This is a genomic window from Bacillus sp. FSL K6-0972 (assembly GCF_037976035.1).
Classification (GTDB): Bacteria; Bacillota; Bacilli; order Bacillales; family Bacillaceae; genus Bacillus; species Bacillus haynesii.
The window spans coordinates 3,438,647-3,454,728 of sequence record NZ_CP150260.1 but is presented as its reverse complement, the minus strand read 5'-3'; the positions used below and the strand labels follow the sequence as shown (position 1 = coordinate 3,454,728).

The following is a 16,082-nucleotide window of genomic DNA, read 5'->3' as shown; positions in this document are numbered from 1 at the left end:
GAACCGTTTATAATAACGTTAATAATACACGATGCGTTAAATACGTAAGAACGAAAAAATAAACGAGTATGAAAAATCGGTTCAGTGAGCGATAAGTTACCGTTTGGTCAACGTTTGGGAATATCGATAATTCACCATCGATAATCCAAACGCCATCGCTTCATGCGGCTGCGGATCATCATTCAGAACCGCAGTGAATGCAGGGAAGCCTGAAGAGTGCTGACATACCTGCATCAGGTCAACGATATGGAATGAGAAAAACGCCTTTCATCTCGATGCTTCATCGTGACGAAAAGGCGTTTTATTATGGTCTGGGGGGAAAGAAATGAAACCCGTATCAACGCTCAGCTTGTCAAAAGCGGACGTTACTGCGTTTTTTCAAAAGCATTGGGGAAGTCCGGACATGGTCAATTCACACGGAACATTCCGCTGCGATGAATTGGAAGGATTCGCTGTAACAGATGAAAAAGGCGACATCAAAGGTCTGATTACGTACTTCATCGCTGGAAACGAATGTGAAGTTGTTTCCTTGGACAGTATTGCTGAAAACAAAGGGATCGGCTCACTCCTTTTAAAAGAAGTGGAACGTGTCTCAAAGCGAAAACAGTGTAAATCGATTAAACTAATCACGACGAACGATAATATGCAGGCGCTTATGTTTTATCAAAAGAGGGGCTATATATTGGCCAAGTTGTATGTAAACGCAGTTGAAAAAGCAAGAAAAATAAAGCCTGAAATTCCCTTTGCTGCTGATAACGGCATTCCGATTCGGGATGAGATTCTTTTGGTAAAAGATTTAACATAATCTGTTTTCCGCTTCGCTCGGGAAATGCCGCACGGAAGCAATGCAGCCACCCCGCTCAAGTGTTGAGCAAGGTTTTTGCAACGGGGCTTCAGGAACAACCGTGTTTATTTCTGGTTAAAGATGCGATTGAGATTGCTCGTGTTGTTGGTGATCGAGGTGATATAGCGGCTTCCGCTTTCCATTTCCTGGTTGCACAGAGGGCATAGAGGGCGATCGCTGCTCGTGAAATTTTTTCTCATCCATCCGTTGCAGTCCTCAGCCGTACATTCCCACGTACTGATATCTTCCTTTGGCAGAGGCTCTTGATTGCGATTGTTGTAGTAAGACATATCGTCACTTCCTAACAAGGGTTTTTGGAGTTCATTTAAGAATATTTTGTGAATCTTAAGACATTCTATTCGTCAATTTGTTATTCTATACTGGACAGGTTTATTTAGAGTCCAAGCCCAGTAAAGAAAAGGGGTTCAACCATGGAAAAAATCAACTGCAGAAGCTGCGGCGGGCTTACGCCATACGATTCAAAAGTTTGTGAGGCATGCGGATGCGAAAAACCGCTTCCAAAAGCACAGAAAATCACGGACCGGATTGTCTTAACTGCGGCGGGAGTGGTCGGCATCTTAACGATTGTGCTGATTTTGGGAACGATCTTCTCATATTTGAATATCATATAATGAAAAGGAGCCGGTGTCAGGCTCCTTTTCATTTTTATTTGTTTTCAAACATGCTAGTAGAGTGCAGCGGCTGTACGCGCGCTTTAGGATCCATGTAAGCTTTTGCATTGTTGACAGCGGTCGGCGCTTCTCCAAATCCGCTCGCAATCAGCTTGACTTTCCCTTCGTATGTGCAGATGTCGCCGGCTGCATAGAATCCCTCGATGTTCGTTTCCATTGTGGACTTGACGACGATCGAATTTTTCTCGATTTCAAGCCCCCAGTTTTTGATTGGTCCGAGAGATGAAACAAAGCCGAAGTTGACGATCACATCGTCGACATCGATAATTTCTTTTCTCTCGCCTTTCACTTCCTCGATGACGATCTGTTCAATTCGCTCACCGCCGATCAGCTCGGTCGGAACAAACGGTGTCAATACATTGACTTTAGAATTGTGCAGGTTTTCGACGCTGTGCTCGTGAGCCCGGAATTTATCGCGGCGATGAATAATTGACACCTCTTTTGCGATCGGTTCCAGCATGAGCGCCCAGTCGACAGCGGAGTCACCGCCGCCCAATACCGCAACGCGTTTGCCCGCAAATTGATTCAAATCATCTATAAAGTAATGAAGGTTTGCATTCTCGTATTGAGCCGCAGATTCAAGCTCGAGCTTTCTCGGCTGGAATGCTCCGTTTCCGGCTGTGATAATCACCGTTTTAGAATAGTGGATTTCTTTGTTGGTGATGAGCTTGAAAATACCGTCTGCTTGTTTTTCAACGCTTTCGACGGCTTGTTCCAGACAAACGGTCTGATCAAATTTCGCCATTTGCTCTTTTAAATTGTTGACCAGCTCCTGAGCACGGATTTTAGGGAACCCGGCTACATCGTATATGTATTTTTCGGGATACAAAGCGGACAGCTGACCGCCGAGCTGCGGCAGGCTTTCGATAATTTTGACGCTCGCTTGCCGCATTCCGCCGTAAAATGCGGTAAACAAGCCGACAGGGCCGCCCCCGATAATTGTGATGTCATATACTTTTGAGTCTTCACGCATGAAAATAATGCCCCCTAAATGAAAATTGTTCTTAATTATATCATATCACATAAAATAAATACGAGCGCGTCTGTTTTTTTAGGAGCGGAAAATAATACCGTCCGAGCATATTTAACCTTGAAAAAGCAAATGCAAGCGGCTATGATGTAGTTGTGAACAATTTGTTAACGATTCGTGAATATTTTTCGTCGCACAGCCGAAAAACATTCCGTTGCTCGGTAAACTAAAGTGAAGGGTTTCACAAACTTTTTTTCATAAAAAGCCGGAAGCCGGTAGAAGATAACCCAAAGGCTATTTTAATCCGGCTTAGCAGTAAAATACAGAAAAGGTGGATGTGATTCCGTTGAATAAGCCAAAAGTAGTAGTATTAGGTGCAGGTTATGGTGGATTAATGACCGTTACGAGACTTGTTAAAAAAATCGGCATCAATGAAGCGGAAATTACGCTTGTCAACAAGCACAATTACCATTATGAGACAACCTGGATGCACGAGGCGAGCGCAGGTACGCTTCATCATGACAGATGCCGCTATCAGATTAAAGACGTCATCAATACATCCCGTGTCAATTTCGTTCAGGATACGGTAAAGAAAATCGATAAAGAAGGAAAGAAAGTTGTCCTTGAAACCGGCGAGCTTAGTTACGACTATCTTGTCGTGGCGCTGGGGTCCGTCCCTGAAACTTTCGGAATTTCGGGATTGAAAGAGTATGCTTTCTCTATTGCAAACATCAATTCGTCCCGGCAGCTACGCGAGCACATTGAATATCAGTTTGCGACGTATAACACAGAAGCCGAGAAGCGCCCGGAACGCCTGACGATCGTTGTCGGGGGAGCTGGTTTTACCGGCATTGAATTTTTGGGCGAAATGGGCAACCGCATTCCTGAGCTGTGCCGCGAATACGATATCGACCGCCAGCAGGTTCGTTTAATATGCGTGGAAGCCGCGCCGTCTGTTCTCCCGGGTTTTGAACCGGAGCTTGTCGATTATGCGGTCAACTACCTCGAAGGAAAAGGCGTTGAATTCAAAATCGGCACGGCTGTGAAAGAATGCACGCCTGACGGAATCATCGTCGGAAAAGACGATCAGACCGAAGAAATCAAAGCAGGCACTGTCGTATGGGCCGCAGGCGTCCGCGGCAACCCGATCATTGAAGAATCCGGCTTTGAAAACATGCGCGGCCGTGTGAAGGTAAAACCTGATCTGCGCGTTGAAGGCCATGATGATATATTTGTTATCGGAGACTGCTCACTGATCATAAATGAAGAAACAGAAAGGCCTTATCCGCCGACTGCACAGATTTCCATGCAGCAGGGCGAAACGTGTGCAAACAATCTGGCCGCACTGATTCACGGCAAAGAAACGGAAACGTTCTCATTCGATAATAAAGGCTCTGTCGCTTCTCTCGGCGAACACGATGCAATCGGCGTCGCATTCGGCAGAAAGATGACGGGAACGACGGCGTCCATGATGAAAAAAATCATTGACAACCGCTCGCTGTTCATGATCGGCGGGCCGGGACTTGTTCTGAAAAAAGGCAAGTTTAAATTTTTCTAAATCAGACTTTCACAGGAGGTGATGACGGCGGCGTTCAGGCAGGACGTCTGGGCGGACAGCCGCCGATCCTTCCTCTATTCATGAGTACCGACTTAGCAGGCCTGACAACGAATGCGAGGGTTTGTCGACACGCTGAAGCCTGCAGCGAAAGCCGCGGGCTTTTTATTCGTGCTTAAAACTTCAAAAACGAAAGAAAAAGGAAGAAAGCTTCGCTTTTAAGCGCTTACATCGAATGATCTGTTATATTTTCTGACTTTATTATTGACAATGTTCATGATATATTATCAGAAAATTGAGAAAAAGGTGTGTATCTAATGAAGACGACTTCAACCCATCGCCTTGAATCAACCTGTACTTTCTGTTCGGGAAAAGGCTATTTTCAGCTTCTGCTTGGCGGTTCGGAAACGTGCAGCAACTGCAAGGGAACGGGAAAAGACCGCTGATCGCCGCTTTCCAATGATTGACTCAAGTTCCTTCCCCAATGTACACTAAAAGAGGTGAATTGGGGGTGGAGGCTTTGATTAGTTTACCAGTTGTCATCATTTCAGTTGTCTTATTTTTCGTCCTGTTTTTCGGCATCGGTTTTCTGCTGAATATGCTGCTCAGGATGTCATGGATCATGGCTGTCATTTATCCAATTGTATGCCTTTTCATTGTGAATAAAGAAAAGCTGATTCGCTATGTAGAGGCGCCGGGAGAGGCATTTTCCGGCCTTTTTGACAGAGTGGCTTCATTGGCTGCTGCCGATATCATCATTTTAGCCAGCGGAATGGCCGGAGCCCTGTTGTCGGGCGTTACGATCAAAGCGCTGCGAAAAAGGGGATATCAAATGTTTTAAGCCTTCTTCTTCAAGGGAGAGGGTTTTTTAGGTTTAATTTTTTCACTTTTCTCAAAACTTTTCCGCCATCTGAATATTTCTTTTTCCACTTGGAAACAACTAGATGGTGAGAGGAGTGGAAGAATTGAGAAAAGTGATGACAATGTTTCGGCGTTTCTTGATGACAGTTTTGTTTGTCCTTGCCTTTATGACGACCTTCTTTGCCGTTTCAGGCGTGGAAGCACAGGATATATCAAGCTGGGCGAAAGAACGCGATCTGTCCTTGAAACAGCTGATGCTCACCTTTAAATCACTTCCGGAAGAAAAAGCGGAAAAGACGTCTCTGTCTGCCGCAGAACAGATTAAAAACAAACCGAAATCGCTTGAAGACGCATTTGACTGGAGCAAGTATCCGAAGCAAAAAGTCACCGCGACCGGATATACAGCAGGAGCTGAATCGACGGGAAAACAGCCGCATCATCCCGATTACGGGATTACATATTCGGGAGTCAAAGTAAAAAGAGATTTATATTCAACCGTTGCAGCCGATCCGTCAGTCTTTCCGATCGGCACGATATTGTTCATACCGGACTACGGCTATGGCGTTGTTGCGGATACCGGATCGGCCATTAAAGGGAACCGGCTCGATTTGTACTATGAGACGGTTGAAGATGTTTATAAAGAATGGGGCAAAAAAACACTTGATGTTTATGTCATTAAAAAAGGAAACGGCACCATTACCGAAGAGGATCTCTTGAAGCTGAACGAAAATAAATCGATGCAAGTATTCAGACAAAAATATAAAATGGCGAAAGAATAAGAAAAAACGTTTAAGACCTGTGTGTCTTAAACGTTTTTTGCTTTACATCACTAAATAATCGAGAAGCAGCGTCAGGACAATGCCGGTCAAACCGCCGAAAAACACTTCGATCGGCTGATGGCCGAGCAGTTCCTTCAGCTTCTTCTGTTTTTCTTCCTGATGGCTTTTAGGGAAATCCTTCGCTTCGTTGACAAAGCGGTTAAAATCGCGGACAAGCCGGTTGATCACTGTTGCTTGTTCTCCGGCATGTCTTCTCACTCCGGTTGCATCAAACATCGTAATAACGGCAAATATTGCGGAAACGGCGAACAAAGAAGAATTCATCCCATGATCAAGAGCTACACCGGTTGAGAGCGCCGTAACGGCTGCTGAGTGTGAACTCGGCATTCCGCCCGTGCTTGTGATGAGCCGCCAATCCCATTTTTTCGAGACGACAAAGTAAATGGGAACCTTGATAAACTGAGCGAAAAAGATCGCGGCAAAGCTCGCCAGCAAGGGAAAGTTTGTGAGGATTTCCATTTTGCAGAACATCCTTTCTATAAAGAAAATAGAGATGAATTCAGAAAAGCACGCAGTTATTTGCTAAAATATATAATATGAAACCCCATCGGGAAAAAATGTTTTTCCTATTATAACATTGTTGTTTTAATTTTACTCACTTTGTTGATAAGGAGCTGTGAACGCATGTTTTATGCCTTTAAAGATTTCGAAAAAAAAGAAACGCTTTTAATCGGTCTGTTTAAAAAAAGCCGGCTGTACGGGAAGGCGGAAGAAATCGACCGCCTTTTGGACGGCCAGCTTTCTCAGCTGCTGAAAGACGGGGATGTATCTTCCAAAAAAGCGAAAGTGTCTAAAATATTTACCCCATCCCTTCAGGGAGTCAAACGCATTTATATCGTCGGGTTGGGCCGTGAAGCGGAATTTACCTTCGAGGATGCGAAGCAGTGCTTTGCCGAAGCTGTTCAGCTGATTCACAAAGATCGAAAGCAGGAGTTAACCGTCATGCTCGACAGCTTTGTGTCTGAAGAGGTCCCCGCCGCTGACGCCGCACATGCATTGGCTGAATCGTGCATGCTGTCGTGTTATGAAGTGCAGGATTACAAGCACAGATCAAATGTGCCTGATCAATGTCTGCAAAGCGTCTATGTTTTGACAGACCATGACCTGAAGGAAATTCAGGCGAGTCTGCACGTCGGGCAGGTGTTCGGAAATGCGACGAATTCGGCGAGAACCCTCGTGAACATGCCGGGGAACATGCTGACAGCGGCGGATCTCGCGTCATACGCCGCTGAATTGGCAGCAAAATACGAATTTGAGTGTGAAATTCTCGAAAAGGCTGAAATGGAAGAGCTCGGGATGGGCGGCCTCCTCGCGGTCAACCAAGGATCAGAAGAGCCGCCGAAAATGATCGTCTTAAAATATCAGGGAAAGGAAGCATGGGATGATGTCATCGGTTTAGTCGGCAAAGGGATCACGTTTGATACCGGCGGCTATTCGATTAAGACGAAGAGCGGGATTGTCGGCATGAAGTCCGATATGGGCGGAGCCGCCAGCGTTTTGGGAGCGATGGAAGCGATCGGCGAATTGAGGCCGGAACAAAACGTGCTTGCCGTGATCCCGTCGACTGATAACATGATTTCGGGAAGCGCAATGAAGCCGGACGATGTCATCGTTTCCTTGAGCGGCAAGACGATTGAGATCTTGAATACGGACGCCGAAGGAAGGCTGGCGCTCGCTGACGGACTGACATATGCGAAGCACCACGGAGCCTCCGTGTTGATCGATGTCGCGACACTGACCGGAGGTGTCGTCGTAGCTCTGGGAACGGAAACGACGGGCGCGATGACAAATCATGATCCGCTTTATCAGCAGGTGAGACAGGCGGCTGAAGAAGCGGGAGAAGCGATTTGGCAGCTTCCGATCACAGAAAAAGACAAAAAAAGAGTGAAAAACAGCCAAATGGCCGATCTTAACAATTCACCGGGCAGGGAAGGCCATGCGATTATGGCCGGAACGTTCCTCGGCGAATTCGCCGAACAGACGCCATGGGTTCACCTTGACATCGCCGGAACGGCAACGACAGCTCAAAGCTCATGCTTTGGACCGAAAGGCGGAACAGGCGTGATGGTGAGGACGCTTGTTACGTTTGTCGAGCGGTTTTCGGATCATTTATAGGCTTTCATCCCCTTTGATAGAAGGGGATTTTTTTATGGAAAATACAGAGGAGCCTCATTGACGCATTCATAAAATATGTGGTAATATACGTTCATTACTTTAATTATCTACTACATTAGCAAACTAAAGTGTTTGTTCGGAGGTTTCAAATATGAATGCAGTTGTGATTGCTGTTATTGTCATGCTTATATTAAGCCTGCTGCGGGTCAATGTCGTTCTTGCCTTGATTGTGGGCGCTCTTGCCGGCGGTCTGACGGGCGGTCTCGGTCTCGGCCAGACGGTCAGCGTATTCACGGAAGGACTCGGAGGCAACGCAACCGTTGCCGTCAGCTACGCGCTCCTTGGCGCATTTGCGGTCGCTTTAACGAAAACGGGTCTTCCGGATGCCATGGTTGAAGCTGCTGTCAAGCTGATCGGCAAAGAAGGCGATACAAGGCGCAAAACCCTTTCAAAAGCGCTGATCGTCTTCGTGATTTTAATCATTTCTTGTATGTCTCAAAATGTCGTTCCGGTTCATATCGCATTTATTCCTGTTTTAATTCCGCCGTTATTGAAAATTTTAAATGAGCTGCAAGTGGATCGCCGCCTGATTGCGTGTGCGATGACATTTGGATTGACAGCTCCGTATGTTTTGCTTCCCGTCGGCTTCGGCCAGATTTTCCAGGGGATTTTGAAAGATAATATGAAAGACGCCGGCCTTTCAGTCACATTGGCTGATATTCCAATCGCCATGATCATTCCGATCGCGGGGATGATTGCCGGTTTGGCTGTTGCTGCTTTTGTGTACCGCAAACCGCGCACGTACGAAATGAAGGAAATCGCAGGTCAAAAATCGGCGGCCTATACGAAGAAAAGCCTTTCGATTGCCGTTTTGGCCATCGCTGTCTCATTAAGCGTACAGCTTTATTTGTCTCAGAGTTTAGATGTCGACGGAATGATCTTCGGCGCGCTCAGCGGTTTGGCGGTCTTGTTTTTAAGCGGAGCGATGAAGCGCGGCGAAGCGGACGAATTGATCACAAATGGCATGAACATGATGGCGTTTATCGGATTTGTGATGCTGGCCGCCGCCGGTTTTGCCAATGTGCTTGAAAAAACGGGCGATGTCAAGGCGCTTGTTGAAGCGTCAACAGGTTTCATCAGCAATAATCAGGTGATCGGCGCATTGCTGATGCTGATTGTCGGCTTATTGATCACAATGGGGATCGGTTCATCATTTGCGACGATTCCGATTATCGCAACGATATTTGTTCCGCTTTGTATGCAGCTTGGCTTCAGCCCGATGGCGACAATCGCCATTATCGGGACAGCGGCGGCTCTCGGAGACGCCGGTTCACCTGCGAGCGACAGCACGCTTGGCCCGACATCCGGCTTAAATGCAGACGGACAGCACCACCATATTTGGGACACCTGTGTTCCGACATTCATCTTTTATAATATTCCGTTGATTTTGTTTGGCTGGATCGCGGCAATTGTTCTTTAAAAAAATTCCCCTCGTTTTGAGGGGAATTTTTTTCTATGTTTGTTAAAATAAAAAGAGAACCGCACCACCTGCTCTCTTTATTAAAAAGTCGGGTTTCTTCTGAAGCCTGCGCCTTTTTGAACCGCCCGGAAAACCTTTGAAGCGAGCGCGGCGAGCAGAACGGAGAATGCCAAGTCTTTCACGAAGAACCAGGTCATCATCTTCCAAACGGCTGAATAAGACAACGGTGTATTGAGCCAAGTTGAATACGCGATATACGTATAGTTGACGCCAATCAGATAAATGATCAGTGTACCGATCAATGAAGCTGTGAAAAAGTGGCCTGTTTTCGGTTCAGATATTTTGTCTGTGATCCAGCCCGCGGCATATGCGGCAGGAATGTAGGATAGAATAAATCCGGCGCTTCCTTTGAAAAGAACGGAAATACCGCCTGAAAAAGAAGCGAATACAGGAGCGCCTACAAAGCCGACTAACGCATAAACGATCATGGACAGCGCACCTAATTTGCGGCCGAGCAGAAGCCCGGCAAGCAGACAGAAGAAAGGCTGCATTGTAAGCGGAATACCGCCGATTTGCAGAAACGGGGCAAACGAAGTGATATTAGCGCCGATCCCCATCAGGGCGGCAAACATTCCGACAAGCGCCATATCAGCGGCGCGAAGTTTCTTTTTATTCATGAGCTTTGTTCCTCCTCAGTGATTCAACACAACTTTATCGTAAGAGATCACAAAATAGTTTGTCAACCACTTTTTAATCAAAGTTAACAAAGGAGGTTCTTTCGTGTTTTTTGGAAAAACAAAAGCGCACAAGTCCGACAGGGTGCCTCCAAACCAAAATGTCACGACATCTTTTCCTGTTCTTCATGCAGGCGATGTTCCGGAATACGAAGACCTGTCAAAATGGAATTTGCAAATTTACGGACTTGTCGAACAGCCGCTCCTGCTGACCTTGAATGACCTGCATGAAATGCCGCAAAGCGAAGTGTCCAATGACATTCATTGTGTAACAGGCTGGTCCAGGCTCGATAATGTCTGGGAAGGGATCAAGACAAGGGAAATCGCTGAAAGAGTAAAGCCGCTTTCGGAAGCCAAATTTGTCATTTTGCATGCAGAGGAAGGCTGGACGACGAATGTTCCGCTCGAAGACTTTTTGAAGGATTCGTCTCTTTTGGCCCATTCCCACAACGGCGCCCCGCTCACGCCGGAGCACGGCTTTCCGCTCAGAGCGGTGATGCCTCATCTGTATTTTTGGAAAAGCGCCAAATGGCTGAGGGGTATTCAGTTTACAAAGGAAAACCATCCGGGCTTTTGGGAGAAAAACGGCTACCATATGAGAGGAAATCCTTGGAAAGAAGAAAGGTACAGCTTTGATTAGCGGGGGAGGGTGAAATGTTTTTCGTACAGCTGTTCATATTTTTCATGCTGACCATCTGTTTTTGGCTTCTCATTGCATCGTTCAAGAAAAAGGCTTTTGCTGTTTTATTATTGCTGACGGCTGCGGCGGTTCTGTCGCTGTTTGCCTCAGCCGGCGATGTCTCAGACCGGGCGCTGTGGAGAATTGTCCTGTTTGCGGCGATCTCTGTTTCTGCAATCGCGGCAAAGTTGTTTCAGGATCGGCGGAAAACGGAATAATAGGAAAAGACAGAGTCTCGGAGATATTTTCCGAGGCTCTGTCTTTTTGATGCTATGCGCCGGCGGCTGACGACGAATTTTCGATCGCAAGCTCTGCCGGAACGTAATCATAGTTTAAGTCCCTTGCTACGGCTTCATAAGTGATATGGCCGTTTGCTGTGTTTACGCCGGCTTTTAACGAATGGTTTTCAAGAATCGCTTTTTCCGCGCCCTTGTTTGCGATTTCAAGCGCATACGGAACCGTTACATTTGTCAGCGCAACTGTAGATGTCCGCGGAACGGCGCCCGGCATGTTGGCGACGGCGTAATGGACGATTCCGTGTTTGACATATGTCGGATTGTCGTGGGTTGTGATGTGATCCACCGTCTCGACGATGCCGCCTTGATCGATTGCGACGTCAACGATCACAGAGCCCGGTTTCATCTGTTTGACCATCTCTTCCGTCACTAAAGTCGGCGCTTTGGCACCCGGGATCAGAACCGCGCAGATGAGGAGATCAGCTTCAGCTACGGCATCGGCGATGTTGACCGGATTGGACATCAATGTTTTGATTTGGTTGCCGAATTGATCATCAAGCTGGCGCAGACGTTCTGCGCTTAAATCGATCATCGTCACATCGGCTCCGAGTCCCGCCGCGATTTTTGCCGCATTTGTGCCGACAACGCCTCCGCCGATGATCGTCACTTTCCCGCGCGCGACTCCGGGTACACCGGCCAATAGTATGCCTTTTCCGCCTTTCGGCTTCTCAAGGAACTGCGCGCCGATTTGGGCGGCCATCCGCCCGGCTACCTCTGACATCGGCGTCAGCAAAGGAAGGGAACGGCCGTCGCTGACCGTTTCATAGGCGATGGCTGTCACGCCTTTTTGCTTTAATGCTTCAGCTAAGGAAGGCTCTGCGGCCAGGTGCAGATAGGTGAACAAGATGAGACCTTCTCTAAAATACGGATATTCTTCCGGGAGCGGCTCTTTGACTTTCATCACCATATCAACCGCTTCCCAGACGGCTTTCGCCTGTTCTGAGATCTCCGCTCCCACTGAGACGTAATCTTCGTTTTCAAACCCGCTTCCAGTCCCCGCGTCTTTTTCAACGATGACGCGGTGTCCGGCCGTAATCAATTGAGAAGCCGCACCGGGAGTCAATGCAACACGGTTTTCATTGTTTTTGATTTCTTTCGGTACGCCGATAATCATCCCGTCATTCCTCCTTTTTCTGTAAAAACGCTGTTGTTTTAGTTTATACTGACTTTTTAGAATTTTCTTTGTTTGAATCAGAAAATAAAAAAACATGCATTTGTGGAATTTCACAAATGCATGTTGCGAAGCTTAATTTCAAGATAAATCGTAAATTTTTCATTGATGTTTTTTAAATCGATTTCGGCGATTTTACTGATGCGCTTCAGCCTGTAGTTCAGCGTGTTGACGTGAATGTTCAGCTTTTTGGCGGCGGTGTTGACGTTGCTGTCGCATTCGATGAACTGTTCAAGCGTCTCGACAAGATTGGAGTGGTGCTCTTTATCATATGCTTCAAGCTGCATTAAAGAATAGTTTGGATAGCTGGCGTGTTTCCGTTTTTCGCTGAGCACGTCGAGATACTGATAGATGCCGAGCTCTGAAAAGCTGACGAGATGCCTTGTTTCATCGGGAAAACGCTCCTTGACCTTCAGCGCAGAGAGCGCTTCTTGATAAGACTGGTGTACAAGGGTGATCAAGCTGTACATTCCACCGATCGCAATCGTGCAGTTATTCAGTTTATAGCGCTCTTCAAGCTGCTTTTGTATATTCGCGGCAAATTGCTTTAAATCATTGAATGGCTGCCCCTTTTGCCCCGTTTTCGGCGAAGCGAGGACAATCAGTTCATTATAGTCGATTGTAGCCAGAAGGATTTGCACCTGCTGTGTCGTCTCCAGCAAGTAATGGAGCTGTTTTTCGGTTTTTTCCTCGATTTCGTCTTTCAGCCGGATGATGATGACCGAATAAGTTGACGGAACTCCGATACCAAGCTGATGAAAGCCGTCAGAGATCTCCTGATCTTCCGAAATATGTCCGGTCAAAAGCTTCCAGAAAAATTCCTGGCTGCGCTGTTCATTTTTTCTTTTTCGGACTTGATAGGGCAACAGCTTGTTTTTGACGGAATCCGCGGCCAGCTTCAAAAGATGAAGCTCGTCTTCCGACAGCGTTTTTTGGCTTTCCAGCGCCCAGATAAAACCGATGACCTCGCTGTTTTTCCAGATTGAAATCGCCACGCGGCTCGACAGGCCGACCTCATCGATTTGCTCGACCCTGATCGGTTCGTCGGTTTTCATCAAGGCGGGAATCGTTCCATCCTTCCACAGTTTGTTGATGACCTTCTCCGGCACGCGCCTTCCGATGATCGTTGACGTTCTTGCCGGGTCCGTGTAGTCGCTGTGGGTGCTGTAAGCTAGGAGGCGGTGGTTGATGTCTTCTATCGTAATCGGACAATCCAGCACCTCGCTGATATGATCTGCCACATCTTCTAAACGGTCATATTGATATTTAAAAGGATTGTTTCGATTGTTCATAAAAAAACCCCTACTTTTATGTTTGCATGAAAAAATTTTGACATATACCCATCTTACTTTTATTATGAATATAGTTGTTTGTTAAAATCAACAAAAAAGTCGCTGGTGATTTATTATTTTTCATAAACACGGCGATCTATTACACCTAATTTAATTATTCTGAAATAAGAGGAGTAGGAAACATTGGCGATTCTAGAGAAAATCAACGGCTTTTTATGGGGAGTCCCGGGCATCATTCTGCTTGTGGGAACCGGTTTATTTCTGACGTTCATCCTCCGGGGGCTTCAATTTAAAAGATTGATATATGCATTCAAACTTGCATTCGGGAAAGAAAAAGAATCAGCCGGAGCAGACGGCGATGTCAGCAATTTTAAGGCGCTGATGACGACGCTTGCCGGAACGATCGGAAACGGGAATATTGCCGGTGTAGCCACGGCGATTACGGTTGGAGGTCCGGGGGCTTTGTTTTGGATGTGGCTCGTCGGTCTTTTAGGGATGGCTACGAAATACAGCGAAGCATTGCTCGCCACGAAATACCGCGTCAAAAATGAGCGGGGCGAATATTCGGGCGGGCCGATGTACTATGTCGAAAAAGGGCTCGGGAAGAAGTGGAAGCCGCTTGCCGTTTTATTTGCATTGTCAGGTGTGCTTGCCTCTTTTGGAATCGGGGATTCCGTCCAGTCTAACACGATTTCGGAAGTCGTCACACACAGCTTCGGGATTCCCGGCTGGATCATCGGCCTTGTGCTCGCGGTATTGACGGCTGCGATCATCTTTGGCGGTTTTCAGCGTGTCAGCACGGTTGCGAGCATTTTTGTGCCGGTCATGGCAATTCTTTATATCAGCGGATCACTAATCATTATTTTCCTTCATTATGATCAAATCATTCCGGCGTTCCAGCTGATTTTTTATCACGCCTTCAACCCGGTGTCAGCCGCTGGGGGCTTTACCGGTGTGGTCGTGTCTGAGGCGATCAGAAATGGAATGTCGAAAGGAATCTTTTCAAATGAAGCGGGTCTTGGTACCGCTGCTTTGATCGCAGGAAACGCGAAATCCGATCACCCCGTCAAGGCCGCTTTGGTTGCGATGACAGGAACTTTCATCGTCACATTGATCGTTTGTACAATGACAGGGCTCGTCCTCATTATCACGGGATTCTGGGATCCTTCAGGCGGTCTGCTTTCTGGTGTTGCCCACGATACATCGCTTGACGCCGGCGCGCTGACAAACGCAGCGTTTGCTTCTTCACTGGGAGCCACGGGCAAATACATCGTGACCTTTTCGGTGATTTTCTTTGGCTACTCCACTATTGTTGGTTGGTATGTATATGGAGAAAAATGTCTGGAATATTTAGTTGGTTTAAAATGGGTGCCGGTTTACCGTGTCGTTTATGTCATTGCTGCATATTACGGTGCAGTCGCAAGTCTGAATACTGTATGGGCTTTTGCCGACATGGCGAACGCATTAATGATGATCCCGAACTTGATCGCCCTTGTGCTCTTATGGAAAGTCATTCGGGCGGAAACTGACGATTTCTTTTTGCACCACTATAATAAGGAAAAACAAAAGTCAGCCGGCTTGAAAGCGGGCTGATCGAGACAAGTCTGCCTCTCTTAGAGGCGGGCTTTTTTGCGCTTATGCAATCCTTCCTTTATCCTATGGAAACGCTTCAGATTCAAATAGGTATATGTAACCATGTCATTTGATTCAAATGTTCCGAAAGAAGAAAATTGAGATATTTTTACTAGATTTCTATAATTTTTGCCGGGTGGAAATAGAGGAATGATAAACCTTTAGACTCATTTTGTAAAATAACAACAGATTTGTTTGACTGTGCCTCAATCTTGTTTTTATAATAAAAGCGTTCAAAAAAATAAGTTATTTAGCCCATATCTAGGGCGAATAGCGCAGGAGGTATAAGGAATATGTCAGGAATCATTCGTGTTACGCCGGCTGAACTGCGGCAAATGGCTGACAGATATCAAAAAGAAAGCGGAGATGTGACTGAGCAGGTCAATCAGCGCCTTGATCAAATGATCAACCAGCTTCAAGATATGTGGGAAGGTGAATCAAGCCGTGCGTTCTCAGAGCAATACCAAGAGCTAAGACCTTCTTTTATTAAAATGGCTGAACTTCTAAGCGACGTTTCTAAACAGCTTCATCAGACTGCTAACACTCTTGAAAGCACTGACCAAGACATCGCTAGCCAAATCCGCGGCTAATTTACAGATTAGAAGAATGAGAGAAGCGCCTAATTCAAAAGAAGATGACGGCGCTTTTTCTATTGAGAGGTGATGAACTGGTGTATGTTGACATTACCATCGATTTAAAACATTACGACGGCAGCGCCTTTGACCTCAGGCTGTCGGATTACCATTCTGTTAAAAAGGTAATCGACATCGCGTGGCAAGCCAAAAGCATACCGGTACCTCCCCGGGAAGGCTACTGGGTAAGGGTGACAAATAAAGATGCCGTTTTTTCAGGCGAATATACATTATCGCAATGCGGAATTACGACAGGTGACCGCCTGGAAATATTATGAAAGGATCTGGAT

Annotated in this window: 19 protein-coding genes and 1 pseudogene; 14 read left to right on the top strand and 6 right to left on the bottom strand. The window is 46.6% G+C overall.

Annotated features, from left to right (window positions below; genetic code table 11):
• Positions 1-130 precede the first annotated feature (130 nt).
• Positions 131-223, top strand: a pseudogene (locus MKX80_RS17635) (iron-sulfur cluster assembly accessory protein); the annotation flags it as partial.
• 102 nt (positions 224-325) lie between these two features.
• The gene (locus tag MKX80_RS17630) at positions 326-805 is read left to right on the top strand and encodes a GNAT family N-acetyltransferase (protein WP_182070125.1); all 480 of its coding nucleotides are present in this window, start codon (positions 326-328) and stop codon (positions 803-805) included.
• A 104-nt stretch (positions 806-909) separates the two neighbouring features.
• On the opposite strand, the gene MKX80_RS17625 is transcribed toward MKX80_RS17630, so the two are convergent.
• Entirely contained in the window at positions 910-1,134 is a 225-nt protein-coding gene (locus MKX80_RS17625; protein WP_043927713.1) for a cold-shock protein, read from the bottom strand.
• 141 nt (positions 1,135-1,275) lie between these two features.
• Between MKX80_RS17625 and MKX80_RS17620 the strand changes: the two genes are divergently transcribed.
• Positions 1,276-1,476 (top strand): hypothetical protein, encoded by a 201-nt coding sequence (locus MKX80_RS17620; protein WP_020452822.1) that lies wholly within the window; start codon positions 1,276-1,278, stop codon positions 1,474-1,476.
• Between the two features lie 34 nt (positions 1,477-1,510).
• Here MKX80_RS17620 and yumC read toward each other — a convergent pair whose 3' ends face one another.
• Entirely contained in the window at positions 1,511-2,509 is a 999-nt protein-coding gene (gene yumC / locus MKX80_RS17615) for a ferredoxin--NADP reductase 2 (RefSeq protein WP_268343097.1), read from the bottom strand.
• 337 nt (positions 2,510-2,846) lie between these two features.
• Here yumC and MKX80_RS17610 point away from each other — a divergent pair, with 337 nt between their 5' ends.
• The 4 genes from MKX80_RS17610 to MKX80_RS17595 all read left to right on the top strand — a co-directional run bounded on the left by MKX80_RS17610 (position 2,847) and on the right by MKX80_RS17595 (position 5,701).
• Entirely contained in the window at positions 2,847-4,064 is a 1,218-nt protein-coding gene (locus MKX80_RS17610; RefSeq protein ID WP_176277037.1) for an NAD(P)/FAD-dependent oxidoreductase, read from the top strand.
• Between the two features lie 314 nt (positions 4,065-4,378).
• Positions 4,379-4,507 (top strand): YuiA family protein, encoded by a 129-nt coding sequence (locus MKX80_RS17605; protein ID WP_003184925.1) that lies wholly within the window; start codon positions 4,379-4,381, stop codon positions 4,505-4,507.
• Between the two features lie 74 nt (positions 4,508-4,581).
• Positions 4,582-4,902 (top strand): YuiB family protein, encoded by a 321-nt coding sequence (locus MKX80_RS17600; RefSeq protein ID WP_011198260.1) that lies wholly within the window; start codon positions 4,582-4,584, stop codon positions 4,900-4,902.
• A 133-nt stretch (positions 4,903-5,035) separates the two neighbouring features.
• Positions 5,036-5,701 (top strand): 3D domain-containing protein, encoded by a 666-nt coding sequence (locus tag MKX80_RS17595; RefSeq protein ID WP_025804898.1) that lies wholly within the window; start codon positions 5,036-5,038, stop codon positions 5,699-5,701.
• Positions 5,702-5,743: 42 nt separating this feature from the next.
• On the opposite strand, the gene MKX80_RS17590 is transcribed toward MKX80_RS17595, so the two are convergent.
• Complete coding sequence (locus MKX80_RS17590; protein ID WP_182070127.1) at positions 5,744-6,220, bottom strand: divergent PAP2 family protein; 477 nt, start codon at positions 6,218-6,220, stop codon at positions 5,744-5,746.
• A gap of 165 nt (positions 6,221-6,385) precedes the next feature.
• Here MKX80_RS17590 and MKX80_RS17585 point away from each other — a divergent pair, with 165 nt between their 5' ends.
• Together MKX80_RS17585 and MKX80_RS17580 are read left to right on the top strand one after the other, a co-directional pair.
• Complete coding sequence (locus MKX80_RS17585) at positions 6,386-7,876, top strand: leucyl aminopeptidase (RefSeq protein ID WP_182070128.1); 1,491 nt, start codon at positions 6,386-6,388, stop codon at positions 7,874-7,876.
• A 151-nt stretch (positions 7,877-8,027) separates the two neighbouring features.
• Positions 8,028-9,356 (top strand): Na+/H+ antiporter family protein, encoded by a 1,329-nt coding sequence (locus tag MKX80_RS17580; RefSeq protein ID WP_154999163.1) that lies wholly within the window; start codon positions 8,028-8,030, stop codon positions 9,354-9,356.
• Between the two features lie 80 nt (positions 9,357-9,436).
• On the opposite strand, the gene MKX80_RS17575 is transcribed toward MKX80_RS17580, so the two are convergent.
• Entirely contained in the window at positions 9,437-10,033 is a 597-nt protein-coding gene (locus MKX80_RS17575) for a biotin transporter BioY (RefSeq protein WP_154999164.1), read from the bottom strand.
• A 103-nt stretch (positions 10,034-10,136) separates the two neighbouring features.
• Between MKX80_RS17575 and MKX80_RS17570 the strand changes: the two genes are divergently transcribed.
• Positions 10,137-10,730 (top strand): sulfite oxidase-like oxidoreductase, encoded by a 594-nt coding sequence (locus tag MKX80_RS17570; RefSeq protein WP_154999165.1) that lies wholly within the window; start codon positions 10,137-10,139, stop codon positions 10,728-10,730.
• A 14-nt stretch (positions 10,731-10,744) separates the two neighbouring features.
• Positions 10,745-10,987: a hypothetical protein gene (locus MKX80_RS17565; RefSeq protein WP_182070129.1), complete on the top strand. Its 243-nt coding sequence runs from the start codon at positions 10,745-10,747 to the stop codon at positions 10,985-10,987.
• A gap of 52 nt (positions 10,988-11,039) precedes the next feature.
• Here MKX80_RS17565 and ald read toward each other — a convergent pair whose 3' ends face one another.
• Both ald and MKX80_RS17555 read right to left on the bottom strand, forming a co-directional pair.
• Positions 11,040-12,179 (bottom strand): alanine dehydrogenase, encoded by a 1,140-nt coding sequence (gene ald / locus MKX80_RS17560; protein ID WP_268343095.1) that lies wholly within the window; start codon positions 12,177-12,179, stop codon positions 11,040-11,042.
• A gap of 110 nt (positions 12,180-12,289) precedes the next feature.
• The gene (locus MKX80_RS17555; RefSeq protein ID WP_154999168.1) at positions 12,290-13,528 is read right to left on the bottom strand and encodes a PucR family transcriptional regulator; all 1,239 of its coding nucleotides are present in this window, start codon (positions 13,526-13,528) and stop codon (positions 12,290-12,292) included.
• A gap of 183 nt (positions 13,529-13,711) precedes the next feature.
• On the opposite strand from MKX80_RS17555, the gene MKX80_RS17550 reads away from it, so the two are divergent.
• The 3 genes from MKX80_RS17550 to MKX80_RS17540 all read left to right on the top strand — a co-directional run bounded on the left by MKX80_RS17550 (position 13,712) and on the right by MKX80_RS17540 (position 16,070).
• On the top strand, positions 13,712-15,121 hold the full coding sequence (locus tag MKX80_RS17550) for a sodium:alanine symporter family protein (protein WP_154999169.1): 1,410 nt from the start codon (positions 13,712-13,714) through the stop codon (positions 15,119-15,121).
• Between the two features lie 332 nt (positions 15,122-15,453).
• Positions 15,454-15,750: a WXG100 family type VII secretion target gene (locus tag MKX80_RS17545; RefSeq protein ID WP_003184900.1), complete on the top strand. Its 297-nt coding sequence runs from the start codon at positions 15,454-15,456 to the stop codon at positions 15,748-15,750.
• An 80-nt stretch (positions 15,751-15,830) separates the two neighbouring features.
• A complete protein-coding gene (locus MKX80_RS17540; RefSeq protein ID WP_020452810.1) occupies positions 15,831-16,070 on the top strand; it encodes an EsaB/YukD family protein in 240 nt (79 codons plus the stop codon).
• Positions 16,071-16,082: the final 12 nt, after the last annotated feature.

Bases quoted from the DNA above. Each gene is read 5' to 3' on its own strand.
- MKX80_RS17630 (WP_182070125.1), top strand. From the start codon at position 326: ATGAAACCCGTATCAACGCTCAGCTTGTCAAAAGCGGACGTTACTGCG.
- MKX80_RS17625 (WP_043927713.1), bottom strand. From the start codon at position 1,134: ATGTCTTACTACAACAATCGCAATCAAGAGCCTCTGCCAAAGGAAGAT.
- MKX80_RS17620 (WP_020452822.1), top strand. From the start codon at position 1,276: ATGGAAAAAATCAACTGCAGAAGCTGCGGCGGGCTTACGCCATACGAT.
- yumC (WP_268343097.1), bottom strand. From the start codon at position 2,509: ATGCGTGAAGACTCAAAAGTATATGACATCACAATTATCGGGGGCGGC.
- MKX80_RS17605 (WP_003184925.1), top strand. From the start codon at position 4,379: ATGAAGACGACTTCAACCCATCGCCTTGAATCAACCTGTACTTTCTGT.
- MKX80_RS17590 (WP_182070127.1), bottom strand. From the start codon at position 6,220: ATGGAAATCCTCACAAACTTTCCCTTGCTGGCGAGCTTTGCCGCGATC.
- MKX80_RS17585 (WP_182070128.1), top strand. From the start codon at position 6,386: ATGTTTTATGCCTTTAAAGATTTCGAAAAAAAAGAAACGCTTTTAATC.
- MKX80_RS17580 (WP_154999163.1), top strand. From the start codon at position 8,028: ATGAATGCAGTTGTGATTGCTGTTATTGTCATGCTTATATTAAGCCTG.
- MKX80_RS17575 (WP_154999164.1), bottom strand. From the start codon at position 10,033: ATGAATAAAAAGAAACTTCGCGCCGCTGATATGGCGCTTGTCGGAATG.
- MKX80_RS17565 (WP_182070129.1), top strand. From the start codon at position 10,745: ATGTTTTTCGTACAGCTGTTCATATTTTTCATGCTGACCATCTGTTTT.
- ald (WP_268343095.1), bottom strand. From the start codon at position 12,179: ATGATTATCGGCGTACCGAAAGAAATCAAAAACAATGAAAACCGTGTT.
- MKX80_RS17555 (WP_154999168.1), bottom strand. From the start codon at position 13,528: ATGAACAATCGAAACAATCCTTTTAAATATCAATATGACCGTTTAGAA.
- MKX80_RS17545 (WP_003184900.1), top strand. From the start codon at position 15,454: ATGTCAGGAATCATTCGTGTTACGCCGGCTGAACTGCGGCAAATGGCT.